Source organism: Streptomyces sp. NBC_00377, assembly GCF_036075115.1.
Taxonomy (GTDB): Bacteria; Actinomycetota; Actinomycetes; order Streptomycetales; family Streptomycetaceae; genus Streptomyces.
Map to the genome: position 1 here is coordinate 6,802,976 of NZ_CP107958.1, position 24,255 is coordinate 6,827,230.

Annotated in this window: 26 protein-coding genes; 19 read left to right on the forward strand and 7 right to left on the reverse strand. The window is 71.9% G+C overall.

The features are described 5' to 3' along the window. Positions 1-164 precede the first annotated feature (164 nt). Positions 165-3,704 carry a DNA polymerase III subunit alpha gene (dnaE, locus tag OHS71_RS30160; RefSeq protein ID WP_328482476.1) on the forward strand — a complete coding sequence of 1,180 codons (3,540 nt, stop codon included), beginning with the start codon at positions 165-167 and terminating at the stop codon, positions 3,702-3,704. A 112-nt stretch (positions 3,705-3,816) separates the two neighbouring features. Here the strand turns inward: dnaE and OHS71_RS30165 are convergent, their stop codons facing one another. Beyond that, a complete protein-coding gene (locus OHS71_RS30165) occupies positions 3,817-3,981 on the reverse strand; it encodes a hypothetical protein (RefSeq protein ID WP_328482477.1) in 165 nt (54 codons plus the stop codon). A 224-nt stretch (positions 3,982-4,205) separates the two neighbouring features. On the opposite strand from OHS71_RS30165, the gene OHS71_RS30170 reads away from it, so the two are divergent. The 4 genes from OHS71_RS30170 (at position 4,206) to OHS71_RS30185 (ending at position 8,164) form a co-directional block, all read left to right on the forward strand. Next, positions 4,206-5,423, forward strand: coding sequence for an NYN domain-containing protein (locus tag OHS71_RS30170; RefSeq protein ID WP_328482478.1), 1,218 nt, complete (start codon positions 4,206-4,208; stop codon positions 5,421-5,423). A 63-nt stretch (positions 5,424-5,486) separates the two neighbouring features. After that, positions 5,487-6,506 carry an ABC transporter ATP-binding protein gene (locus OHS71_RS30175; protein WP_328482479.1) on the forward strand — a complete coding sequence of 340 codons (1,020 nt, stop codon included), beginning with the start codon at positions 5,487-5,489 and terminating at the stop codon, positions 6,504-6,506. Between the two features lie 112 nt (positions 6,507-6,618). Beyond that, positions 6,619-7,443, forward strand: a complete 825-nt coding sequence (locus tag OHS71_RS30180) for an ABC transporter permease (protein ID WP_328482480.1) — start codon at positions 6,619-6,621, stop codon at positions 7,441-7,443. A gap of 34 nt (positions 7,444-7,477) precedes the next feature. Further along, positions 7,478-8,164, forward strand: coding sequence for a DUF2567 domain-containing protein (locus OHS71_RS30185; RefSeq protein ID WP_328482481.1), 687 nt, complete (start codon positions 7,478-7,480; stop codon positions 8,162-8,164). Positions 8,165-8,314: 150 nt separating this feature from the next. On the opposite strand, the gene ybaK is transcribed toward OHS71_RS30185, so the two are convergent. From ybaK to OHS71_RS30205, 4 genes are all read right to left on the reverse strand, one after another. Continuing rightward, the gene (gene ybaK / locus OHS71_RS30190) at positions 8,315-8,818 is read right to left on the reverse strand and encodes a Cys-tRNA(Pro) deacylase (RefSeq protein WP_328482482.1); all 504 of its coding nucleotides are present in this window, start codon (positions 8,816-8,818) and stop codon (positions 8,315-8,317) included. A gap of 8 nt (positions 8,819-8,826) precedes the next feature. Beyond that, positions 8,827-9,567, reverse strand: a complete 741-nt coding sequence (locus OHS71_RS30195) for an LON peptidase substrate-binding domain-containing protein (RefSeq protein ID WP_328482483.1) — start codon at positions 9,565-9,567, stop codon at positions 8,827-8,829. A gap of 11 nt (positions 9,568-9,578) precedes the next feature. After that, the gene (locus tag OHS71_RS30200; RefSeq protein WP_328482484.1) at positions 9,579-10,625 is read right to left on the reverse strand and encodes a hypothetical protein; all 1,047 of its coding nucleotides are present in this window, start codon (positions 10,623-10,625) and stop codon (positions 9,579-9,581) included. 148 nt (positions 10,626-10,773) lie between these two features. Further along, entirely contained in the window at positions 10,774-12,363 is a 1,590-nt protein-coding gene (locus OHS71_RS30205) for an oxidoreductase (protein WP_328482485.1), read from the reverse strand. A gap of 167 nt (positions 12,364-12,530) precedes the next feature. Between OHS71_RS30205 and hisD the strand changes: the two genes are divergently transcribed. From hisD to hisF, 8 genes are read left to right on the forward strand one after another with little or no spacing between them, the layout of a single operon-like run. Beyond that, positions 12,531-13,856: a histidinol dehydrogenase gene (hisD, locus tag OHS71_RS30210; protein ID WP_328482486.1), complete on the forward strand. Its 1,326-nt coding sequence runs from the start codon at positions 12,531-12,533 to the stop codon at positions 13,854-13,856. After that, on the forward strand, positions 13,853-14,962 hold the full coding sequence (locus OHS71_RS30215) for a histidinol-phosphate transaminase (protein ID WP_328482487.1): 1,110 nt from the start codon (positions 13,853-13,855) through the stop codon (positions 14,960-14,962). The genes hisD and OHS71_RS30215 overlap by 4 nt, the downstream gene beginning before the upstream one ends. Beyond that, the gene (hisB, locus tag OHS71_RS30220) at positions 14,959-15,552 is read left to right on the forward strand and encodes an imidazoleglycerol-phosphate dehydratase HisB (protein ID WP_328482488.1); all 594 of its coding nucleotides are present in this window, start codon (positions 14,959-14,961) and stop codon (positions 15,550-15,552) included. Before OHS71_RS30215 ends, hisB begins: the two co-directional genes overlap by 4 nt. A gap of 3 nt (positions 15,553-15,555) precedes the next feature. Further along, positions 15,556-15,720, forward strand: coding sequence for a hypothetical protein (locus OHS71_RS30225; protein ID WP_328482489.1), 165 nt, complete (start codon positions 15,556-15,558; stop codon positions 15,718-15,720). After that, positions 15,711-16,379: an imidazole glycerol phosphate synthase subunit HisH gene (gene hisH, locus OHS71_RS30230; protein WP_398150750.1), complete on the forward strand. Its 669-nt coding sequence runs from the start codon at positions 15,711-15,713 to the stop codon at positions 16,377-16,379. The genes OHS71_RS30225 and hisH overlap by 10 nt, the downstream gene beginning before the upstream one ends. Next, complete coding sequence (gene priA, locus OHS71_RS30235; protein ID WP_314222596.1) at positions 16,376-17,101, forward strand: bifunctional 1-(5-phosphoribosyl)-5-((5-phosphoribosylamino)methylideneamino)imidazole-4-carboxamide isomerase/phosphoribosylanthranilate isomerase PriA; 726 nt, start codon at positions 16,376-16,378, stop codon at positions 17,099-17,101. The genes hisH and priA overlap by 4 nt, the downstream gene beginning before the upstream one ends. Beyond that, positions 17,098-17,496: a RidA family protein gene (locus tag OHS71_RS30240; RefSeq protein WP_328482491.1), complete on the forward strand. Its 399-nt coding sequence runs from the start codon at positions 17,098-17,100 to the stop codon at positions 17,494-17,496. The genes priA and OHS71_RS30240 overlap by 4 nt, the downstream gene beginning before the upstream one ends. Continuing rightward, positions 17,493-18,248 (forward strand): imidazole glycerol phosphate synthase subunit HisF, encoded by a 756-nt coding sequence (gene hisF, locus OHS71_RS30245; protein ID WP_328482492.1) that lies wholly within the window; start codon positions 17,493-17,495, stop codon positions 18,246-18,248. Before OHS71_RS30240 ends, hisF begins: the two co-directional genes overlap by 4 nt. Positions 18,249-18,369: 121 nt before the next feature. On the opposite strand, the gene OHS71_RS30250 is transcribed toward hisF, so the two are convergent. Together OHS71_RS30250 and OHS71_RS30255 are read right to left on the reverse strand one after the other, a co-directional pair. Then, positions 18,370-18,768, reverse strand: coding sequence for a VOC family protein (locus tag OHS71_RS30250; RefSeq protein WP_328482493.1), 399 nt, complete (start codon positions 18,766-18,768; stop codon positions 18,370-18,372). 11 nt (positions 18,769-18,779) lie between these two features. Then, positions 18,780-19,415, reverse strand: a complete 636-nt coding sequence (locus OHS71_RS30255; RefSeq protein WP_328482494.1) for a TIGR03085 family metal-binding protein — start codon at positions 19,413-19,415, stop codon at positions 18,780-18,782. 138 nt (positions 19,416-19,553) lie between these two features. Between OHS71_RS30255 and hisI the strand changes: the two genes are divergently transcribed. From hisI to trpC, 6 genes are all read left to right on the forward strand, one after another. Further along, positions 19,554-20,018 carry a phosphoribosyl-AMP cyclohydrolase gene (gene hisI, locus OHS71_RS30260; RefSeq protein ID WP_328482495.1) on the forward strand — a complete coding sequence of 155 codons (465 nt, stop codon included), beginning with the start codon at positions 19,554-19,556 and terminating at the stop codon, positions 20,016-20,018. Positions 20,019-20,029: 11 nt separating this feature from the next. Then, entirely contained in the window at positions 20,030-21,559 is a 1,530-nt protein-coding gene (locus OHS71_RS30265; protein WP_328482496.1) for an anthranilate synthase component I, read from the forward strand. Positions 21,560-21,611: 52 nt separating this feature from the next. Continuing rightward, on the forward strand, positions 21,612-22,259 hold the full coding sequence (locus tag OHS71_RS30270; RefSeq protein ID WP_328482497.1) for a TIGR02234 family membrane protein: 648 nt from the start codon (positions 21,612-21,614) through the stop codon (positions 22,257-22,259). Positions 22,260-22,450: 191 nt separating this feature from the next. Then, positions 22,451-22,702, forward strand: a complete 252-nt coding sequence (locus OHS71_RS30275; RefSeq protein ID WP_328482498.1) for an HGxxPAAW family protein — start codon at positions 22,451-22,453, stop codon at positions 22,700-22,702. A gap of 89 nt (positions 22,703-22,791) precedes the next feature. Beyond that, positions 22,792-23,250, forward strand: coding sequence for a DUF2752 domain-containing protein (locus OHS71_RS30280; RefSeq protein WP_328482499.1), 459 nt, complete (start codon positions 22,792-22,794; stop codon positions 23,248-23,250). Between the two features lie 195 nt (positions 23,251-23,445). Beyond that, complete coding sequence (gene trpC / locus OHS71_RS30285) at positions 23,446-24,255, forward strand: indole-3-glycerol phosphate synthase TrpC (RefSeq protein WP_328482500.1); 810 nt, start codon at positions 23,446-23,448, stop codon at positions 24,253-24,255.

Sequence of the window (24,255 nt, forward strand, 5' to 3'; positions counted from 1 at the left end):
CCAACGGAAGAAGGTACGCGGGAGTGCCCGTTTCCCTCCGGTGAAGGTACGCGGGGAAGCGGCCGCGGTGTCAGTCGTCAGGCATAGACTTCGACGCTGTCCCCCGGAGTGTCCGCAACCGGTGGGACACCAGTCGACCCATGTTCCCCTTGGAGGCCGCAGCCGTGTCAAAGCCGCCGTTCACGCACCTGCACGTCCACACCCAGTACTCGCTGCTGGACGGTGCCGCGCGGCTCAAGGACATGTTCGACGCGTGCAACGAGATGGGCATGACCCACATCGCCATGTCCGACCACGGCAACCTGCACGGGGCGTACGACTTCTTCCACACCGCGAAGAAGGCCGGAGTCACCCCGATCATCGGGATCGAGGCGTATGTCGCCCCCGAGTCGCGCCGCAACAAACGCAAGATCCAGTGGGGCCAGCCGCACCAGAAGCGCGACGACGTCTCCGGTTCCGGCGGCTACACCCACAAGACCATCTGGGCGGCCGACGCGACGGGCCTGCACAACCTCTTCCGGCTCTCCTCGGACGCGTACGCCGAGGGCTGGCTCCAGAAGTGGCCCCGGATGGACAAGGAGACCATCTCCCAGTGGTCCGAGGGGCTCATCGCCTCCACCGGCTGCCCCTCGGGCGAGCTCCAGACCCGGCTGCGCCTCGGCCAGAAGGAAGAGGCACTGAAGGCGGCCGCCGACTACCAGGACATCTTCGGCAAGGACCGGTACTTCCTGGAGCTGATGGACCACGGCATCGAGATCGAGAGCCGGGTGCGTGACGGTCTCCTGGAGATCGGCAAGAAGCTCGGCATCCCGCCGCTGGTCACCAACGACTCGCACTACACGTACGCGCACGAGGCGACCGCGCACGACGCGCTGCTGTGCATCCAGACCGGCAAGAACCTCTCCGACCCGGACCGCTTCCGCTTCGACGGGACCGGCTACTACCTGAAGTCCACGGACGAGATGTACGCCATCGACTCCTCGGACGCCTGGCAGGAGGGCTGCGCCAACACCCTCCTGGTGGCCGAGCAGATCGACACCACCGGCATGTTCGAGGCGAAGAACCTCATGCCGAAGTTCGACATCCCCGACGGCTTCACCGAGATCACCTGGTTCAAGGAGGAGGTCCGCCGGGGCATGGACCGCCGCTTCCCGGGCGGCGTCCCCGACGACCGCCAGCGGCAGGTCGAGTACGAGATGGACGTCATCATCCAGATGGGGTTCCCGGGCTACTTCCTCGTCGTCGCCGACTTCATCATGTGGGCGAAGAACCAGGGCATCGCGGTCGGCCCCGGCCGTGGCTCCGCGGCCGGCTCGATCGTCGCCTACGCGATGGGCATCACCGACCTCGACCCCATCCCGCACGGCCTGATCTTCGAGCGGTTCCTCAACCCCGAGCGCGTCTCCATGCCCGATGTCGACATCGACTTCGACGAGCGCAGGCGCGTCGAGGTGATCCGCTACGTCACGGAGAAGTACGGCGCCGACAAGGTCGCCATGATCGGAACCTACGGCAAGATCAAGGCGAAGAACGCCATCAAGGACTCCGCGCGCGTGCTGGGCTACCCGTACGCGATGGGCGACCGCCTCACCAAGGCCATGCCCGCCGACGTCCTGGGCAAGGGCATCGACCTCAACGGCATCACCGACCCCTCGCACCCGCGGTACAGCGAGGCGGGCGAGATCCGGGCGATGTACGAGAACGAGCCGGACGTGAAGAAGGTCATCGACACCGCCAAGGGCGTCGAGGGCCTGGTCCGGCAGATGGGTGTGCACGCGGCCGGCGTGATCATGTCCAGCGAGCCCATCGTCGACCACGCCCCCATCTGGGTGCGGCACACGGACGGCGTGACCATCACCCAGTGGGACTACCCGCAGTGCGAGTCGCTCGGCCTGCTGAAGATGGACTTCCTCGGGCTGCGCAACCTGACGATCATGGACGACGCCGTCAAGATGGTGAAGTCCAACAAGGGCATCGACCTCGACCTGCTGGCCCTGCCGCTCGACGACCCGAAGACCTTCGAACTCCTCCAGCGCGGTGAGACCCTCGGCGTCTTCCAGTTCGACGGCGGCCCCATGCGCTCCCTGCTGCGCCTGATGAAGCCCGACAACTTCGAAGACATCTCCGCCGTCTCGGCGCTCTACCGTCCCGGCCCGATGGGCATGGACTCGCACACCAACTACGCGCTGCGCAAGAACAAGCTCCAGGAGATCACCCCGATCCACAAGGAGCTGGAGGAGCCCCTCCAGGAGGTCCTGGCCGTCACCTACGGCCTGATCGTCTACCAGGAGCAGGTGCAGAAGGCCGCGCAGATCATCGCCGGGTACTCGCTCGGCGAGGCCGACATCCTCCGCCGCGTGATGGGCAAGAAGAAGCCCGACGAACTGGCGAAGAACTTCACCATCTTCCAGGCCGGCGCGAAGAAGAACGGCTACAGCGACGAGGCGATCCAGGCCCTGTGGGACGTGCTGGTCCCCTTCGCCGGCTATGCCTTCAACAAGGCGCACTCCGCCGCGTACGGCCTGGTCTCGTACTGGACCGCCTACCTGAAGGCGAACCACCCCGCCGAGTACATGGCCGGGCTGCTCACCTCGGTCAAGGACGACAAGGACAAGTCGGCCGTCTACCTGAACGAGTGCCGGCGCATGGGTATCAAGGTGCTCCCGCCGAACGTCAACGAGTCGGTGCACAACTTCGCCGCGCAGGGCGACGACGTGATCCTCTTCGGCCTCGAGGCCGTGCGCAACGTCGGCACCAACGTGGTGGAGTCGATCATCAGGAGCCGCAAGGCCAAGGGCAAGTACGGCTCTTTCCCCGACTACCTGGACAAGGTCGAGGCGGTCGCGTGCAACAAGCGCACCACCGAGTCGCTGATCAAGGCGGGCGCGTTCGACACCCTGGGGCACACCCGCAAGGGCCTCACCGCGCACTTCGAGCCGATGATCGACAACGTGGTCGCCGTCAAGCGCAAGGAGGCCGAGGGGCAGTTCGACCTCTTCGGCGGCATGGGCGAGGAGGAGACCAGCGAGCCCGGCTTCGGACTGGACGTCGAGTTCACGACCGACGAGTGGGAGAAGACGTATCTGCTCGCCCAGGAGCGGGAGATGCTCGGTCTGTACGTGTCCGACCACCCGCTGTTCGGTCTGGAGCACGTGCTGTCCGACAAGGCCGACGCGGGCATCGCCCAGCTCACCGGAGGCGAGCACGCGGACGGCGCGGTCGTCACCATCGGCGGGATCATCTCCGGTCTCCAGCGCAAGATGACCAAGCAGGGCAACGCCTGGGCGATCGCCACCGTCGAGGACCTCGCGGGCTCCATCGAGTGCATGTTCTTCCCGGCGACCTACCAGCTCGTCTCGACCCAACTCGTCGAGGACGCCGTCGTCTTCGTCAAGGGCCGCCTCGACAAGCGGGAGGACGTGCCGCGGCTCGTCGCGATGGAGCTCCAGGTCCCGGACCTGTCGAACGCGGGCACCAACGCGCCCGTGATCCTCACCATCCCGGCCACCCGGGTCACCCCGCCGATGATCAACCGCCTCGGCGAGATCCTCACCCACCACCGGGGCGACAGCGAGGTCCGGATCAGGCTCCAGGGCCCGACCAAGACGACCGTCCTGCGTCTGGACCGGCACCGGGTCAAGCCCGATCCCGCGCTGTTCGGCGATCTGAAGGTGCTGCTCGGCCCGTCCTGCCTGGCCGGCTGATCGCGGCGGACGCCGGGCGGAGACACGCACCGAGGGGCGCATCCGGTACCGGATGCGCCCCTCGGTGCGTCCGAGCCGCAACGGCCCGCCGCGCGGATGCCGGTTGCGGACGTCAGTTGTGGCCGAAGCGCTTCTGCCGGCCCTTGCGGGCCATGTCGGCGGGCGTCACCTGCACGATGTGCTGCTCGGCCTGCGACTCCATCGAGGGCTGCTGTGCCGCCTGCTGACCACGCGCGGACTGCGGCTGCTTGCGATCCTGCTTCTTGTTCTTGGCCATGGTGATCTGCCTCCTGTGGGGGATCTGGGGGCCAGAGACGGGACCAGATTCACATAGGCTGACTTACGACGCATTTCGGATAATTACCGTCTGTAACAGGGGTTGTCGGAACGCAAGCCCCCGAAACGCCACGCCGAAGATCGAGTTCCGGCCGTTAACCCCCGCGCAGTCGGGCAGACTCGAAGGAAGCCCGAAGCAAACCTCCCGGAAAGAGGGTGAGTCGTGTGGACCGCTGCATCGTCCTGGTGGACGCCGGGTATCTGCTGGGGGCCGCCGCAAGTCTCCTCGCCGGAGAGCCCTCGCGATCGAGGATCACCGTCGACCACTCCGCCCTCGTCCAGGGCCTGCGCGAACAGGCCGAGTCGGAGACCGAGCGGCCACTGCTGCGCATCTACTGGTTCGACGGCGCCCCGGACCGCGTCCCCCAGCCCGAACACCGCAGACTGCGGGTGATGCCCCGGGTCACCGTCCGGCTGGGCGCACTGACCCGCAGCGACGGCCGCTGGGCGCAGAAGGGCGTCGACGCCGCCATGCACGCCGAGCTGACCGAACTGGCCCGCAACCGCGCCTGCTCCGACGTCGTGCTCGTCACCGGCGACGGCGATCTGCTGCCCGGCATGATGGCCGCCAAGGAGCACGGAGTCGCCGTCCACCTGTGGGCCGTCCAGGCCGCCGACGGCGACTACAACCAGTCGGAGGACCTGGTCGCCGAGGCCGACGAACGGCGCGTCCTGGACCGCAACTGGATCACCAAGGCCGTTCGCGCCAAGGAACTCGGCGGGAACTGCGCGCCGCAGCCCGCGCCCCGGCCCGAGATCGCCGCGATCCTCTCCGCGCCGCTGCCCGACTCCGGGCTCGCCGCCCAGCGCAGCGCCGAGGAGGTCGAGCACGCCTCCGCGGCCGGCGTCTCGGAGAACGGCGCCCAGGAACGCGTGCCCGCCCCCAAGGCAGGCGTGCCGACCCCCAAGGACCTGGCAGCCCTGCGCGCCCCCGGCGCCCCGGCGGCCCCGCCTCCCACCACCGCGACCCTGCGCTGGTCCTCCGACAAGGGCTGGGTCGACCGTCCCGGGATCGCCGCCGAGCCCTCCGAGGTCGCCGCGATGCCGACCCTCGCGCAGCTCACCACGGCGGAGCAGCGCTGGGCCGACCGCGAGGAGGACATCACCACCGTCGGCGGCGACCCCTACGAGGTGGGGCAGGTCTTCGCCCGCCGCTGGATGGGCCGCCTGGGCGAACAGGGCCAGCTGCAGAAGCTGTCGGGGATGTACCCGCGGATCCCGCACCGCATCGACGGCGAGCTGCTGAGATACGCGGCCCGCTTCGGACTGCTCGCGCACAAGGACGACCAGATCGACGAACACGACCGGTACGCCATCCGGGCGGGTTTCTGGCGTGAGATCGACGTACGGACCACCGCCGAACACGCCCCGGCAGGGGACTGAACGGGCAGGACGGGACGCCCCCGACGGCGAGCGGTGGTCCGCGACCCCGTAGTCTCGTCCTTTGTGAGCAAGCGCGCGGCACCGCCCATCCGGCAGGGGGACGAGGTCGTATGTGCTGTGCGCGGGCTGACCAAGACCTATCCGGCGGTCCGCGGCCGGCGCGGCACCCCCGCGACCCCCGAGGTCCGGGCCACCGACGACGTGCGGCTGGACATCCGGCGCGGTGAGATCTTCGGGCTGCTCGGGCCGAACGGCGCGGGCAAGACCACCCTCGTCCGGCAGATGACCGGACTGATGCGGCCCGACGCGGGCAGTGTGGAGATCCTCGGGCACGACATCGTGCGCCATCCGGAGCGGGCCGCCCGGATCCTCGCCTACCTCGGGCAGGAGTCCACCGCCCTCGACGACCTCACCGTCTCGCTGGCCGCCGAGACCACCGGACGGCTGCGCGGTCTCGACGTGCGCACGGCACGCCGGGAGCGGGACGCCGTCCTCGACGAACTGGGTCTCACGCCGATCGCCGGGCGGCCGCTGCGCAAGCTGTCCGGCGGACAGCGGCGGCTGGCCTGCTTCGCCACCGCGCTGGTGGGGGAGCGGCCCCTGCTCGTGCTGGACGAGCCGACCACGGGGATGGACCCGGTGGCCCGGCGGGCCGTCTGGGCCTCCGTGGACCGGCGGCGGGCCGAGCGTGGGGCGACCGTGCTGCTCGTCACCCACAACGTCATCGAGGCGGAGACCGTCCTCGACCGGGTCGCCGTGCTCGACCAGGGCCGGGTCATCGCGTGTGACACCCCCGCGGGGCTCAAGGAGCAGGTCGCCGACGAGGTGCGGGTCGAGCTGGTGTGGCGGGAGCGGGCGCCGCTGGACGTGCCCGAGGTCGCCGCTCTGCGCGAGCGGGCCGTGGAAGCGGGCCGCCGCTGGACGCTGCGGCTGGCACCCGAGGAGGCCCGCGCGGTCGTCGCCACCGTCACCGGCGGGGCCGCCTTCGCCGCCTTGGACGACTTCACCCTGGCCACTCCGAGCCTGGAGGACGTCTATCTGGCGCTCGGCGGAGCGGCACGTCAGGGGCTGGTGCGGGCGTGAACGCGGTGGGAGGGACGAGCACGGCGGGAGCGCCGGGCGCCGAGGTGAGTGCGCGAGCCTGCGGGTCCGTATGGGACGGTATGAGAACCGTAGGGAAGAGGAGCAGCGTCACGTGAGTGTCGTACCCGCCGAGGTTCTGCCGGGCAGCGCCCGGGCCGTCACGCAGACCGTGCCCCGCGCCGCCGCCGAGCTGGCTCCCCGCGCCCGGCTGTGGCCGTCGCTGGTCGCCGTGTACCGGGCGCAGCTGTCCCGGGCCCGGGTGGCGCGCATCCCCCTGCTGTTCGTGGCGACCTTCCAGTCGGTCGGCATCCTGATCATGATGCGGGGCGTGGTGGACGGCGGCCACGAGGCGGAGGCCGTCGTGGCGGGCTCCGCGGTCCTCGTCGTCGCCTTCGTGGCGCTGAACCTGCTCGCGCAGTACTTCGGCCAGTTGCGCGCGAGCGGCGGACTGGACCACTACGCGACCCTTCCCGTGCCGCCGGCGGCCGTGGTGCTGGGAGCGGCGGGGGCGTACGCCTCCTTCACCGTCCCCGGGACCCTGGTGACCGCGGTGTTCGGGTGCGTGCTGTTCGGACTCCCCCTCACCCACCTGTGGGTGCTCGCGGCCGTGATCCCGCTGGCCGGCGCCGCCCTGTCCGGCCTCGGTGCGGCCTTCGGGCTGCTCGCGCCGCGGCCCGAGCTGGCCACGGTGCTGGGACAGCTCGGCATGTCGGCTGCGCTGCTGCTGGGCGTGCTGCCGCCGGACCGGATGCCGGAGGCGGTGCGCTTCGCCCGCGATCTGCTGCCCTCCACATACGGCGTCGAGGCGTTCGCCCGGACCTTCCGGGCCAGTCCCGACTGGGCGTTCGTCCTCGGTGACCTCGCCGTGTGCGCGGGTGTCGGCGTCGTGTCGCTGGCGGTCGCCACCTGGGCGTACCGCCGGGCCGCCGTCCGGTGACGCGCCGCTCGGGCGGGCCTGGCACGATGGCAGGGTGACCGCACCGCTGACTCCCCCTCCGCCGCCGCACGAACCCTCTCCACACGCGGCCTGGCCGCCGTCGCCCGGCGGGTACGCGGGGACGGCCGCGCCCCACGACGTCGCGTACGGACAGGACGGGCCCGGCATGAAGACCGAACTGCGGGAAGCCGCCGTGATCACCGCGGCGGTCGCGCTCGCCGGGTTGCTGCTCGGGCTGCTGTGGGTGTGGCTGGCGCCGAAGGTGCCGCTCGTCGGTGAACTGACGGACGGCAACTGGGTCGTCTACTTCAAGGACACCGAGGGCGAGCAGGCGATCGGCGTGGACGGCACGTTCACTCTGCTGGCCCTGGCGTGCGGCGCCTTGAGCGCGGTGGCGGTGTTCCTCCGGCGGCGCCGTGGCGGGGTGCCGCTGGTGATCGCTCTCGGCCTCGGGGGGCTCCTCGGGTCCCTGCTGGCGTGGCGGCTGGGGGTGTGGCTGGGGCCCGACTCCGATGTGATCGCGCATGCGCAGGCGGCCGGCAAGGGGGTCACGTTCTCGGCTCCCCTGAAGCTGGGGGCGAAGGGGGCACTGCTGGCATGGTCGTTCGCGGCGGTGCTGGTGCATCTGGGGCTCATGGCGTTGTTCGGGCCCAGGGATCCCGATCCGTACCAGATGGATGTCGGCGTGCCCAAGGACGGATACGGGGCGCCGATGGCGTAGGACGGTCCTCCTGCCCCCGCCGCGGGCGGTCCTCCCGCCCCCGCCGCGCCTTCCCGTCCGCGGGAGCTGCGCCCCTTCCCGTCCCCGGCGCCTGTGTCCCGGACGGCCCCGCCTCCGGACGGCCCCGCCCCCGGGCTCCGGGCGGGCGGTTCACGCCCGGGCGATGGGGGACAACGTGGCCGCCGTGAGGGTGGCCAGGTCCTTGGGGGAGAGTTCGACCTCCAAGCCCCTCCTGCCCGCCGAGACGCAGATGGTGGGGTGGGTCGTGGCCGAGGCGTCCACGACCGTGGGCAGCTTCCTGCGCTGCCCCAGGGGGGAGATGCCGCCCCGGACGTAGCCCGTGGTGCGTTCCGCGAGGGCCGGGTCGGCCATCGCCGCCCGTTTGCCGCCCACCGCCGACGCCAGGGCCTTCAGGTCCAGGGAGCCGGCCACCGGGACCACGGCCACCGTCAGGGCGCCGTCCACGTCCGCGACCAGGGTCTTGAAGACCCGGTCGGGGGAGACGCCCATCGCCTCGGCCGCCTCCTCGCCGTAGGACGGGTGGCCCGGGTCGTGCTCGTAGGCGTGCACCGTGAACTCCACGCCCGCGGCGCTCAGGGCCACCGTGGCCGGGGTCCCGCCGGACTGTTGCTGCTTCTTCGGCTTCTTCGCCATGCGGGCCTTCAGTTGAGACTGGTCGGGCCGCGCGTCAGGTCCGACGCGGGCAACGAGGGCAGGCTGCGGATGATCGCCGTCTCCGCGCGCAGCAGCGTCAGCTCGTCCCGCAGCCGGGACGCCGTGTCGGGAGCCTGGAGCAGGCGCTGCTTGGCCGGCGTGTCCAGCATCATCGCGGCAGCCACCAGGTACGACACCACCGACGGGTCGTCCGGGAGGTCCGCCCCGGTGGCCAGTGAGCGTTCGCGGGCGCCCGCCAGCCGCTTCTGGTACTGCCGGAAGGCGCGCAGCACGCCCTCGGCGAGGGCGCCCGCCTCGTCGCCCGGCTCCTCCGGCAGCTCCTGGAGCTCGGCCGTGAGGAACGGGCCCGAAGCGTCCACCGACAGCAGTTTCACCCGGGTCGTGCCCGTCGCCAGTACCTCGAAGGTGCCGTCGGCGCGCTCGCGGATCGTCGCCGCGTCGGCCACGCAGCCCACGTCGTGGAAGGCCTTCAGCGGGGCGTCGCCGAAGCCGGCCGTGGGACCGCGCTCGGCCGGCGAGGTCGGATCGGGCAGGCCCGGTGAACTGGGCGCCACCTCGTGGCCGTCGCGGACGGCCACGACGGCGAACCGGCGCGATTCGTCCTCGGAGGTCTTCAACAGGTCGCGCATCATGGCGCGATAGCGCTCCTCGAAGACGTTGAGCGGGAGCACGAGTCCCGGGAACAGCACCGAGTTCAGGGGGAAGAGCGGCAGACGGACGATGGTCACGACGCAGAAGCCTAGTGGTCCGCGGGACGGGCTCGTTCGCCGTGTCCGTTCCCTGGATGCCACGCAGGCTGCCCGGACGGTCCCGAGCGCACTTCCTCGCGTACCGCCAGGAAGTGGCCGAGCGGGTCGTCCGACAGCCTGCCCCAGGGGAAGGACGTCGCGTACGGGCCGATCAGGCGCAGTTGCGCGAGGGCGTCGTCGCGACGGCCGAGGCGGACCAGGACGTAGGTCAGCACATTGCGGATCTCGGCCGGCCACGGGTCGACGGACGGGAAGCGGGCGGACAGTGCGACGGCGCGGTCGGCGGCCGCCTCCAGTCGCTCGCGCGGCACCTCCGGCCCGCAGCCGTCGGTCAGGTAGGCGAAAGCGGCCCGGGCCGGCAGCGCCTGGACGAGGGAGTCGGCCGGCGCGTCCTGCGCGGCCCGGTCGGCGAAGTCGAAGCACTCCCGGTGGGAGCCGTGCCACGACTCGGCGAGATAGCGCTTGGCGGCCACATGGCAGCCGTAGTGGTGCGGGGCGCGGCGGACCGCCGCCTCCCACAGTTCCCCGAAGTACTTGTGCCCGGCACGCGCACCGCGCGCGTGGTCCAGGGCGATCCGCCACGGCACCGGGTCGCGGACGTCGCTCTGCGCGGCCGCCGTGATCAGCGGGCTCACCTCGCGCAGCAGCTCGGCCCGGGCCGGCGACCGCCAGGCCCGGTCCACCGCGAGCTGGGCGGCGACCAGCAGGACGTCCGGGTCGCGAGGAGCGGCGGCACGCCACTCCTCGAACCACTCCGGACGTGAGTGCGCGAAGGAGGCCAGCCGCATCGTGTACCGGTCGCGGTACTCCCACTCGGCCCGTTCCCGGGTGTGGGCCATGAGCTGGGCGGCTGGTGCGTAGGCGTCCAGGCCGGCGGCGACCAGGGCGGGACCGAGACGGTCGTCGGGCACGTCGAGGAGCACCTCGTCGTCGGTGGGGAGCCCGGCGGCGCTGTGGGGGGCGGCGGCGTTCCGTGTCGTCCTGGATGCCCGGGAGACGCGGATGAAGGGGGGCAGCAGAGCCATGGTGTCGCCCATTGAAAAGCCGCAGGTTCAGATAGCGCCAGAGGGTGCGGTCAACCTCACGAAAGTTGTACGTCACACGGTCAAGGAGCGGTAAAAGGTCACAGTGAGGCGTCTGTGCGTGCGCCGGACACCGGTCGTCGGCCCCGCCCGGCGGACGCGGTCAGCCGCGGCGCAGCAGGCGCGTCGCCCCCGCCGCAACCGTCGTCGCCAGGATCCAGCCCAGCAGGATCAGCGCCGCCGACAGCCACTGCCAGCCGCCGCTCAGCTGCCACTCACCGGCCTGCCCCAGGTCGATGACCGGAAGCAGCAGGTCGAGGGCGAACAGGGCGGGATTCCAGGGCGGGTGCCCGTCGTGGTCGACGGGCGGATGGGCGGCGTGCCCGAAGGCCAGCGAACTCGCCGCCCACAGCAGAGCCATCCACACCGCCGCGCGGCCCGGCCGGTACCCGTAGGCGACCGTCCAGTCCTGCGCATAGCCCCAGAGCTTCGCGGCGGGCGGCAGGGTCTCCCGCCGCCGCCGCTGCTTGGCGAGCAGTGCCTCGCGGGCGTCCTCGTCCTCCCCGCCGGCCCGCAGCACGGTGGCCAGCCGTTCGTACGGCTCCGGGGCGTACTCGGCCGTCGCCGCGGCCACCCAGCGCAGCCGCTCGGCCAGCGGGAACGGGCCCTGCGGCACCAGGTTCTCGTACGCGAAGCCGCCCATGTGCAGGCTGCCGGGGCCGGGCCAGGCGCTGGCCCGGTCGACCAGGTTGATCACCCGGGCGCCCGACAGCACCACCTTGCCGCGCCTCGGTGGTTCCCCGAGGAAGCGCAGCTCGGGCGTCTGCACCCGGCGCAGGGACAGTTCCTGGTCCTCCGTGAACAGGAACCGGGCCCGCTCCAGGTCCACGGCGTCCCCGAACCGCCCGTCGTCCAGGCGTACCCCGCCCCGGCACTCGAAGCGCTGGATACGCGTCCCGCGCGCGGGTGTCGTGCCGCTGAGCGCCTGGCCGCCGACACCGGCCGGAGTCAGGTACAGCGAGCGCTCCACCGTCAGCTGGGGCGCGTTCAGCGCGAGCCGCGTGTACGGGTTGGCCAGCCGCGCCCCGCGCAGGCTCAGGGAGACGCCGATCTTGGCACTGCGCAGGCTCAGCTCGCCGTGCGACTCGAGCAGCTCGGCCTGGAGGTCCTGGCCGACCGTCATGCCGTCGGCGGCGATCGAGCGGCCGCTGCGGTCGCGGTAGACGATCGCCTGGTTCAGCAGCAGATCGGTGCCGATGTGCGCGTCGGTGAGCCGCACGCCGTTGTGGAAGCGGCAGCGGGGCAGGTGGAGATCGCCCTCGGTGTGCACCCGGGCCGCCTCCAGGCGGGGCACCGAGCAGTCCACCATCCGCAGGGTCGTGAACCGGGCCTCCGGCAGCAGCACCTCCCGCTCGAACCGGCAGCGCTTCATCTCCAGATACGGCACCACCGTGCCGCCCGCGAGGTCCAGGCTGCCGCTGATCTGCACGCCCACCAGCTTCAGCGAGGCGACCCGGCCGGCCAGCGCGGGCGGCCCGGCCAGCAGCAGCCAGGCGACGATCCGCGCCCGCACGGTGCGCGACGCGCCCCAGGGGTGCCCCCCGTGCGGGTCGTCGACGACCGTGTCCCCGCTGCTCAGGTCGTACACGCTGCCGTTGCGGAAGGCCTGCCACATGCCGGCCTCGGCGGCGGTCAGGTCGTCCGGCAGATCGCCCGCGTCGTCTCCGGCACGGATGCTGGCCCCCTCGGTCACTCCACGTACCCCTTCCGTCACTGACGGGTGTCGCACAGCTGTTCATGCCCGGCGAGCGACCCCCGAACGCTAGACCCGAAGGCGATCTTCCGGATTCCGGCCACGTTCTGTATCAGCCATTGATACGTGCGGACGACGCCCGATCCCGGTCTGAGAGAATTGAGCCTGTGATCTCCCGAATCGATCTGCGCGGCGACGCCCTCCCCGAGGGACCCGCCCTGCGCGACCTGCTGCCCCGAGCCGACTTCGACGTCTCGGCCGCCCTGGAGAAGGTGCGTCCGATCTGCGAGGCCGTCCATCATCGGGGTGACGCGGCGCTGATCGACTTCGCCGAGAAGTTCGACGGTGTGAGGCTGGAATCCGTACGCGTTCCCGCGCGGGCGATCGCGGAGGCGCTGGAGCGGCTCGACCCGGCCGTGCGCGCGGCCCTGGAGGAGTCCATCCGCCGCGCCCGCCTCGTCCACCGCGCGCAGCGCCGCACGACGCACACGACCCAGGTCGTGCCCGGCGGGTCGGTGACCGAGAAGTGGGTGCCGGTCGAACGGGTCGGGCTGTACGCGCCCGGTGGCCGTTCGGTCTACCCGTCCTCCGTCGTCATGAACGTCGTCCCGGCGCAGGAGGCCGGCGTCGGGTCGATCGCGCTCGCCTCCCCGGCGCAGGCCGAGTTCGACGGCCTTCCGCACCCGACGATCCTCGCCGCGTGCGCCCTGCTCGGCGTCGACGAGGTGTACGCCGCCGGCGGCGCGACCGCCGTCGCGATGTTCGCGTACGGCACCGAGTCCTGCGCCCCCGCGAACATGGTCACGGGCCCCGGCAACATCTGGGTCGCCGCCGCCAAGCGTTACTTCGCCGGCAAGATCGGCATCGACGCCGAGGCGGGACCGACCGAGATCGCCGTCCTGGCGGACTCCACGGCCGACCCCGTCCACGTCGCCGCCGACCTGATCAGCCAGGCCGAGCACGACCCGCTGGCCGCCGCCGTCCTGGTCACCGACTCCGTCGAGCTGGCGGACGCGGTCGCGAAGGAGCTGGAGCCGCAGGTCGCGGCCACCAGGCACGTCGAGGACCGGATCGTCCCGGCGCTCGCCGGCCGGCAGTCGGCGATCGTGCTGGTCGACGGCGTCGACGAGGGCCTGCGGGTGGTCGACGCCTACGGCGCCGAGCACCTCGAGATCCAGACGGCCGACGCCGCCGCACTGGCCGACCGGGTCAAGAACGCGGGCGCAATCTTCGTCGGACCCTGGGCGCCGGTCTCCCTCGGCGACTACGCGGCCGGCTCCAACCACGTGCTCCCGACGGGTGGCTGCGCCTGCCACTCCTCCGGGCTGTCCGTGCAGTCCTTCCTCCGCGGCATCCACATCGTCGACTACACCCGGGACGCGCTGGCCGAGGTCGCGCACCACGTGGTGACGCTGGCGGAGGCGGAGGACCTGCCGGCCCACGGAGCGGCGATCAAGGCGCGGTTCGACTGGAAGGTACCGACGAGCAAGTGAGCTTCGGAATCGACGATCTCCCCGTCCGGGACGAGCTGCGCGGCAAGTCCCCCTACGGCGCGCCCCAACTGGACGTCCCCGTACGGCTGAACACCAACGAGAACCCCTACCCGCTGCCCGAGGCGCTCGTGGAGCGGATCGCGGAGCGGGTGCGCGAGGCGGCCCGCAACCTCAACCGCTACCCGGACCGGGACGCCGTGGAGCTGCGCACGCGGCTCGCGCAGTACCTGACGGACACCTCCGGGCACGAGGTCGGCCCGGCGAACGTGTGGGCCGCCAACGGCTCCAACGAGGTCATCCAGCAGCTGCTCCAGACCTTCGGCGGACCGGGCCGCACCGCGATCGGCTTCGAGCCGTCGTACTCGATGCACGGGCTCATCGCGCGCGGCACGGGAACCGGATGGATCTCGGGTCCCCGCAACGAGGACTTCACCATCGACCTGGCGGCCGCCGAGCAGGCCGTCGCCGAGCGCCGGCCCGACGTCGTCTTCATCACCACCCCCAACAACCCCACCGGCACCGCGGTCCCGGCCGAGACGGTCCTCGCGCTGTACGAGGCCGCGCAGCGCGCCAAGCCGTCGATGGTGGTCGTGGACGAGGCGTACATCGAGTTCAGCCACGGCGACTCACTGCTACCGCTGCTCGAAGGTCGGCCGAATCTCGTCGTCTCGCGCACCATGTCGAAGGCATTCGGCGCGGCCGGCCTGCGCCTCGGCTACCTCGCCGCGCACCCGGCGGTCGTGGACGCCGTCCAGCTCGTCCGGCTGCCGTACCATCTGTCGGCCGTCACCCAGGCGACCGCGCTGGCCGCCCTGGAGCACACCGACACGCTGCTGAAGTACGTCGAGCAGCTCAAGTCGGAGCGCGACCGGCTGGTCACCGAGCTGCTCGCGATCGGCTACGAGGTCACGGCGTCCGACGCCAACTTCGTGCAGTTCGGGCGGTTCGAAGACGCCCACACGGTCTGGCGGCAGATCCTCGACCGGGGCGTCCTGGTCCGGGACAACGGCGTACCCGGCTGGCTGCGGGTCACCGCCGGAACCCCCGAAGAGAACGACGCGTTCCTCGACGCGGTCCGTGATGTGAAGAAGGAGCAGAGGCCATGAGCCGCGTAGGACGTGTAGAGCGCACGACGAAGGAGACGTCGGTCCTCGTCGAGATCAACCTCGACGGCACCGGCAAGGTCGATGTCTCGACCGGCGTCGGCTTCTACGACCACATGCTGGACCAGCTCGGCCGGCACGGGCTGTTCGACCTCACCGTGAAGACCGACGGCGACCTGCACATCGACTCCCACCACACGATCGAGGACACGGCCCTCGCGCTCGGCGCCGCCTTCAAGCAGGCCCTCGGCGACAAGGTGGGCATCTACCGCTTCGGCAACTGCACGGTCCCGCTGGACGAGTCCCTCGCCCAGGTCACCGTCGACCTCTCCGGCCGTCCGTACCTCGTGCACACCGAGCCCGAGAAGATGGCGCCGATGATCGGCGAGTACGACACCACGATGACCCGGCACATCCTGGAGTCCTTCGTGGCCCAGGCCCAGATCGCGCTGCACGTGCACGTGCCCTACGGGCGCAACGCGCACCACATCGTGGAGTGCCAGTTCAAGGCGCTGGCCCGGGCCCTGCGCTACGCCGCCGAGCGCGACCCGCGCGCGGCCGGCATCCTCCCCTCCACGAAGGGCGCCCTGTAAGCCATGAGCGGACTGTCGACCGTCCTGATCGTCGTCGGCCTCTTCCTGGCCGGCGGCATCTACTCCTTCGTCAAACAGCAGATGCCCAAGAGCCTGATCGTGCTGCTCTCGATCGGCGCCGGGATGTGTCTCCTCGCCGGCGTCGTACGGCTGGAGGTGTGGAATTGAGCACCGCCCCGAACAGCTCGAAAAGCCCCAAGAAGGTCGTCGTCTTCGACTACGGCTTCGGCAACGTCCGCTCCGCCGAGCGCGCCCTCGCGCGCACCGGGGCCGACGTCGAGATCACCCGTGACTTCGACACGGCCATGAACGCCGACGGGCTGCTGGTGCCGGGCGTCGGCGCCTTCGCCGCCTGCATGCGCGGCCTGAAGGAGGCCCGCGGCGACTGGATCATCGGCCGCAGGCTGTCCGGCGGGCGCCCCGTGATGGGCATCTGCGTCGGCATGCAGATCCTGTTCGCCCGCGGCATCGAGCACGGCGTGGAGACCGAGGGCCTCGACGAGTGGCCCGGCGCGGTCGAGCCGCTCCGGGCCGAGATCGTGCCCCACATGGGCTGGAACACCGTCGACGCCCCGGCCGGCTCCGAGCTGTTCGCCGGACTGGACGCGGACGCGCGCTTCTACTTCGTGCACTCCTACGCCGTCCAGGACTGGTCCCTCGATGTGCACAACCCGCTGATGCGCGCTCCCAGGGTGACCTGGTCCACGCACGGCGGGCCGTTCGTGGCCGCCGTCGAGAACGGCGCGCTGTGGGCCACGCAGTTCCACCCCGAGAAGTCCGGCGACGCCGGAGCCCAGCTCCTCACCAACTGGATCGGAACACTGTGAGCAAGCTCGAACTCCTCCCCGCCGTCGACGTCCGCGACGGCCAGGCCGTCCGCCTCGTGCACGGCGAGTCGGGCACCGAGACCTCCTACGGCTCCCCGCTCGAGGCCGCCCTCGCCTGGCAGCGCTCGGGCGCCGAGTGGCTGCACCTGGTGGACCTGGACGCCGCGTTCGGCACCGGCGACAACCGCGCCCTGATCGCCGAGGTCGCGGGCGCGATGGACATCAAGGTGGAGCTGTCCGGCGGCATCCGCGACGACGACACCCTCGCCGCCGCCCTCGCCACCGGCTGCACCCGGGTGAACCTGGGCACGGCCGCCCTGGAGACGCCCGAGTGGGTCGCCGAGGTCATCGCCGAGCACGGCGACAAGATCGCCGTCGGTCTGGACGTCCGGGGCACGACTCTGCGAGGCCGCGGCTGGACCCGCGACGGCGGCGACCTCTACGAGACGCTGGCCCGCCTCGACAAGGAGGGCTGCGCCCGCTACGTCGTCACCGACATCGCCAAGGACGGCACCCTCCAGGGCCCGAACCTGGAACTGCTGAAGAACGTGTGCGCGGTGACGGACCGGCCGGTCGTCGCGTCCGGCGGCGTGTCCTCCCTCGACGACCTGCGGGCCATCGCCGAACTGGTGCCCCTCGGCGTGGAGGGCTCCATCGTCGGCAAGGCCCTGTACGCCGAGGCGTTCACCCTGGAAGAGGCGCTGGAGGCGGTCGCCCGGTGAGTGACGTACGACGTGTGACGACCGGCGCGCCCTGGGAGGACACCTTCGGGTACTCCCGCGCGGTGGAGCTGCCGAACGGCCTGGTGCTGGTCTCCGGGTGCACTTCGGTCGTGGACGGCGAGATCGCCGGCGGCGGCCCGTACGAGCAGACGGTCAACGCCTTCAACGTCGCGTTCGCGGCGCTGGAGCAGCTGGGCCTCGGGCGCGACGACGTCGTGCGCACCCGCCTGTACCTCACCCACGCACGGGACGTGGACGACGTCGGACGCGCCCACAAGGAGCTGTTCGACTCCGTCCGGCCCGCCGCGTCCATGCTCATCGTGTCCGGCCTCGTGGACCCCAGCCTCGTCGTCGAGGTCGAGGTGGAGGCCTACCGAGGAGGGTCCCCGGCATGACCCTTGCCGTACGAGTCATCCCCTGCCTGGACGTGGACAACGGCCGGGTCGTCAAGGGAGTCAACTTCCAGAACCTGCGCGACGCGGGCGACCCCGTCGAGATGGCCAAGGTGTACGACGCCGAGGGCGCCGACGAGCTGACGTTCCTGGACATCACCGCCTCGTCGGGCAACCGCGAGACGACGTACGACGTGGTGCGCCGCACCGCCGAGCAGGTGTTCATCCCGCTGACCGTCGGCGGCGGGGTGCGCACCCCCGAGGACGTCGACAAGCTGCTGCGGGCCGGTGCGGACAAGGTGGGCGTCAACACGGCCGCCATCGCCCGCCCGGAGCTGATCAAGGAGATCGCCGAGCGGTTCGGCAGCCAGGTGCTGGTGTTGTCGGTGGACGCCCGGCGGACCGCCGCCGGGACCTTCGAGGTGACCACCCACGGAGGCCGCAAGGGCACCGGCATCGACGCGGTCGAGTGGGCGCACCGGGCGGCCGAGCTGGGCGCGGGCGAGATCCTGCTCAACTCGATGGACGCGGACGGCACCAAGGACGGCTACGACCTGGAGATGATCGCCGCCGTCCGCAAGCACGTGACGGTCCCGGTGATCGCCTCCGGCGGCGCCGGCAAGCTCGCCGACTTCCCGCCGGCCGTCGGTGCGGGCGCGGACGCGGTGCTCGCCGCGTCGGTGTTCCACTTCGGCGACCTGCGGATCGGCCAGGTCAAGGACGCGCTGCGGGAAGCGGGCCACCCGGTGAGGTGACGCCGCCCGCTCCCGAGAGCCCCGGTCGCCCCAGGGAGACCGGGGCTCTTTCTCGTCCGGATGCGAAGGGAACCTGTGCTTCGGGCACCTGCGCCGCGCCGAACTGCCCCGCTGACCGCCCTCACTCCTTCGGCTGAGCCAGTTGCACCAGATTGCCCACCGTGTCGTCCAGGACGGCCGCGACGACCGGACCCTGGTCCTGCGGCGGCTGCGTGAAGCGCACACCCAGCCCGCGCAGCCGCTCGTACTCCGCCTCGATGTCGTCGACGGAGAAGACGATGCACGGCAGCCCCGCCTCCCGCAGCGCCGTCCGGTACGGCTCCGCGATGGGGCCCTGGCCGGGTTCCAGCAGCAGTTGGAGATCCTGCTGGGCCCCCTCCGGCGCGCCCACCGTGACGAGCAGCGTGCCCCCGCCGAGCTCCATGTGCAGACGCGTCTCGAAGCCCAGGACCTCCGTGTAGAACGCGTGGGCCTTCGCGACGTCGTCGACGTACACGCCCGTCATGGAGACCTTGATCATGTCCGGCCCTCTCAGATTCCGAGCTGCTTGGCGGCGTGCAGCCTGGCGATCGCGTCCTTCTCGCCGTCCAGCTCCACGTCGGCGGCGCTCTGGCGGCCGTGCAGGAACAGCAGCAGCTCCGACGGCTCACCGGTGGCCGTCACGACCGGCGTGCCCCGGTTGGCGACCGCCGTACGGCCGTCCGGGCGCCGCAGCACCAGACCGGTCGGGGTGCCGCGGCCCATCAGCCGCGCGGTGCGCTCCAGGCGGGACCACAGGGCGTCCTGGAAGACCGGGTCGAGCTCGCGCGGCGTCCAGTCCGGCTCGGCGCGGCGGACGTCCTCGGTGTGGACGTAGAACTCGATCGTGTTGGACGCCTCGTCGAGCTGCTTGACCTGGAAGGGGGAGAAGCGCGGCGGACCCGTGCGGATCAGCTGGATCAGCTCCTCGTACGGCTTGGCGGCGAACTCCTCCATCACCTTGTCCAGACGGGACGCGAGCTGCTTGATCAGGATGCCCCCGGCGGCGTCAGGACGGCGCTCGCGCACGACCACGTGCGCGGCCAGGTCGCGGGTCTGCCAGCCCTCGCAGAGGGTCGGAGCGTCGGGACCCGCCGTCTCCAAGAGGTCGGCGAGCAGGAGCCGTTCACGCTTGGCGAAAGTCGACATGCAGTCAGCCTACGACCGCGTACCGGCTCCGCCCACCCGTCGCCCCGCCACCGCCACCCACCGAAGCCCCTCGCGCCGCTCCTTCCGATCGGTGGACACGACCCGTCACCGCCGGTGGCGCGCGGCACAATGGCGGACATGACCAGCACGCCGTCCGCCCGCCGCCAGACCCCCACTCCCCGGTCAGGCGCTTCGCCCCACGGTTCCGCCTCCCCCGCCGGCCGCCTCGACCCCGAGATCGCCGCGCGCCTCAAGCGCAGCGCCGACGGCCTGGTCCCCGCCATCGCCCAGCAGTACGACACCGGTGAGGTGCTCATGCTCGGCTGGATGGACGACGAGGCGCTGCACCGCACCCTCACCACCGGCCGCTGCACCTACTGGTCGCGCAGCCGCCGCGAGTACTGGGTCAAGGGCGACACCTCCGGCCACTTCCAGTGGGTCAGGTCCGTCGCCCTCGACTGCGACGCCGACACCCTGCTCGTCAAGGTCGACCAGGTGGGCGCCGCCTGCCACACCGGCGCGCGCACCTGCTTCGACGCCGACGTGCTGGCCGTCGTACCGGCCCCGGACGCCGATTCCGGCGTACCCGCCACGGATCAGTAAGGTCAGCCGCCATGGACCTCGAGACGTTCCGCAAGCTGGCCACCGACCGCCGCGTCATTCCGGTCACCCGCAAGCTCCTCGCCGACGGCGACACCCCGGTCGCGCTGTACCGCAAGCTCGCCGCCGAGCGCACCGGCACCTTCCTGCTGGAGTCCGCGGAGAACGGCCGCACGGCATTTCAATGGTCCCGGTACTCCTTCGTGGGCGTCCGCTCCGCCGCCACCCTCACCGCGCTCGACGGCCGGGCCCACTGGCTCGGCACCCCGCCCGTCGGCGTCCCGGTCGACGGCGATCCGCTCGCCGCCCTGCGCGCCACCGTCGAGACCCTCCACACCCCCCACGAGGACGGTCTGCCGCCCTTCACCGGCGGCATGGTCGGCTACCTGGGCTACGACATCGTCCGCCGTCTGGAGAAGATCGGCCCCGGCGAGCGCGACGACCTGAAGCTGCCCGAGCTGACCATGCTCCTGACCAGCGACCTGGCCGTCATGGACCACTGGGAGGGTTCGGTCCTGCTGATCGCCAACGCGATCAACCACAACGACCTCGACACGGGCGTCGACGAGGCCTACGCGGACGCGACGGCCCGGCTGGACGCCATGGAGGCCGACCTCTCCCGCCCGGTCGCCCAGCCCCCGGCCGTCCTGCCGCCCTCCGAACTCCCCGAGTACAGCGCCCTGTGGGGCGGCCCGGACTTCCGGGAGGCCGTCGAGGACATCAAGGAGCGCATCCGGGCCGGCGAGGCCTTCCAGGTCGTCCCCTCGCAGCGCTTCGAGACGGCGTGCACGGCGAGCGCGCTGGACGTGTACCGGGTGCTGCGCGCGACGAACCCGTCCCCGTACATGTACCTCTTCCGCCTCGACGGCTTCGACGTCGTCGGCTCCTCCCCGGAAGCCCTGGTCAAGGTCGAGGACGGCCACGCGATGGTCCACCCCATCGCCGGCACCCGGCACCGCGGGGCCACCCCGCAGGAGGACCAGGCCCTCGCCGACGAACTGCTCGCCGACCCCAAGGAGCGCGCCGAGCACCTCATGCTCGTCGACCTCGGCCGCAACGACCTCGGCCGGGTCTGCGAACCGGGCTCGGTCGAGGTCGTCGACTTCATGTCCGTCGAGCGGTACTCGCACGTGATGCACATCGTCTCGACCGTCACCGGGAAGGTCGCGGCCGGCCGCACCGCCTTCGACGTCCTCACCGCCTGCTTCCCGGCCGGCACCCTCTCCGGCGCCCCCAAGCCGCGCGCCATGCAGATCATCGACGAACTGGAGCCGTCCCGCCGCGGTCTGTACGGCGGCTGCGTGGGCTACCTGGACTTCGCGGGCGACTCCGACACCGCCATCGCCATCCGTACGGCCCTCCTGCGCGACGGCACCGCCTACGTCCAGGCCGGCGCGGGCATCGTCGCCGACTCCGACCCGGTCGCCGAGGACCAGGAGTGCCGCAACAAGGCGGCGGCGGTCCTGCGCGCGGTGCACACCGCCAACCGACTGGCCGAGCACGGCGTTTCCGGACGGCCGGCCGGCGTGCCCGTCCACAAGTAGGACGCGTCTCACGTGAACCCCGGGTGCCGGTTCGCCCGGGGTTCAGGCGATAGTGGAGTACGTGACTGCCGTACCGCACCCTCGATCCGAAGCCGCCCCCGCCGGGTCCGGCCGCCGGAGCCTCGCGCTCGCCCTGCTGTTCGGCGCGCTGGGCTCGGCCGTGACCCTGCTGTCCACCCGGCAGCGCTGGTCGGAGGGCACGGCCACGGTGGCCGGCGGCGCCTTCCCGCTCACCGCCAGGGGCAGCGACGTCACGGGCGTGCCCGCGGCGCTCGCCATAGCGGCCCTCGCCGCGCTCGTCGCCGTGTTCGCCGTCCGCAAGGCCGGCCGCTTCGCGGTCTCCGCCCTCCTCGCGCTCTCCGGCGCCGGCATCCTGACCGCCGCCCTGCTCGGCGCCTCCGACGGCTCAGCGCTCGACGAGCAGGCCGCGCGCGCCTCCGGCGACACCTCGGCGACCGTCGCCTCGTTCAGCCACACCGCCTGGCCCTACGCCGCGGCCGCGGGAGGCGCCCTGATCCTCCTGGCCGGCCTGCTCGCCCTGCGCTACGGCCGCCTGTGGCCCGCCATGTCCGGCCGCTACGAACGCGACGGCACCCCGCGGCCCCGGCGCGCGGCCAGGCCCGTCGACCCGGACCGGCCCGAGGACATGTGGAAGGCCCTCGACCGGGGCGAGGACCCGACCGGCGCGGGTCCGGCCTGAACAGCGCGTCACCCACCGTCGACGGTCCGTCTCCGGCACGGGTCCGCGCCTGCGCGGCCGGGCGGCTCCCGGTGTGGTGAATCAGACGCGACCGGAAGCCACCCCCGCGTCCGGGACGTGCACGGGTACGGGACAATGGACCAGGAACGTCCGGCTCGGACGGACACAGAGACAGCAATGAGGAGCAAGTCATGGCGGGCAGCAGCCACGGACACACCCCGGCCGCCTGGACCGGTGTCACCATCGCCTTCATCGGTTTCGCCGTCGCGGGCGCGTTCATGGTGATGGCCGAGCCGATCGGCTTCTGGGCCGGCATGGCGATCGTGGCGCTCGGCGGTGTCGTCGGAGGCATCATGCGCGCGATGGGCCTCGGCATGCCGCGGGAGGCCCACCCCGTGCACCAGGTCACGGCCGCTCGCGAGCCGGCGGGCGCCGAGGGCTGAGCCCCCACGACCTCAGCAGGACACCCGTGAGGGGCGGCCGGTGCACACCGGCCGCCCCTCACGCGCGCGTGGCGCCCCCGCGGGGCACAATGCGAGGCGTGAACGCCGACAGCCGACGGGTGACGCCCCCGGCCCCCCGCACCAGCCCGGACACCGTGCGCGGACGGCTCGCGGTGCCCGCCGGGATCCTCGCGGCCGTCGCCGGGGCCTTCGCGTACGTCGGGACCGTCGACCCCAACGAGCCCGGCCACTACCCGGTCTGCCCCCTGCTGCGCGTCACGGGCCTGTACTGCCCGGGCTGCGGCGGCCTGCGCAGCGCGCACGCCTTCGTGCACGGGGACCTCGCCGCCGCCCTGCACGACAACGCGATGGCCGTCGTCGGCTTCCTGGGCTTCGCGGTGGTGTGGACCGTCTGGGTGGTCCGCGCGGCCCGCGGACGCCCCGCGCGCATGGAACTCACCCCGGTGCGACTGTGGACCCTGGGCGCGTTCCTGCTGGTCTTCACGGTTGTCCGGAACCTGCCGTTCGGTGGCTGGCTGCATCCTTGATCAACCGGTGAACGTCCACTATGGGGCGCCGCCCGCCCGGGCATGCGAAGCTTGTTCGAGAGCGGGGGAGCGGCCGCCGTCAACCGGATGCGAGGCCTTCGCCTTCCTCCGGATACCATCGCAGTGACCAACGGTTTCTCCCTGGTCGCTGGAACTGTCAACCGCCTGTCAGCCGTCTGAAAGGGGGCCGCTCGCGTGAGTGTGCTCGACGAGATCATCGACGGAGTCCGTGCCGACCTCGCGGAGCGGCAGGCGCGCGTCAGCCTCGACGAGCTCAAGGAGCGCGCGGCGAAGGCCTCCGCCCCCAAGGACGGGGTGGCCGCGCTCCGGGGCGACGGCGTCAAGGTCATCTGCGAGGTCAAGCGCTCCAGCCCCTCCAAGGGCGCGCTGGCCGCGATCGCCGACCCGGCCGGACTGGCCGCGGACTACGAGGCGGGCGGTGCGGCCGTCATCTCCGTCCTCACCGAGGAGCGCCGCTTCGGCGGCTCCCTCGCCGACCTCGAAGCGGTCCGCGCCCGGGTGGACATCCCCGTGCTGCGCAAGGACTTCATCGTCACCTCGTACCAGCTGTGGGAGGCCCGCGCGTACGGCGCCGACCTCGCGCTGCTGATCGTGGCCGCCCTCGAGCAGTCGGCCCTGGAGTCGCTGATCGAGCGTGCCGTCTCCATCGGCCTCACCCCGCTCGTCGAGGTCCACGACGAGGACGAGGTGGAGCGCGCCGTCGACGCGGGCGCCAAGGTCATCGGCGTCAACGCGCGCAACCTGAAGACCCTCGAGGTGGACCGGGGGACCTTCGACCGGGTCGCCCCCGAGATCCCCGCCCATGTCGTCAAGGTCGCCGAGTCCGGCGTCCGGGGCCCGCACGACCTGATCGCGTACGCCAACGCCGGCGCCGACGCGGTCCTGGTCGGAGAGTCCCTGGTCACGGGCCGCGACCCGAAGACGGCGGTGGCCGACCTGGTGGCGGCGGGCGAGCACCCCGCACTGCGCCACGGCCGGGGCTGA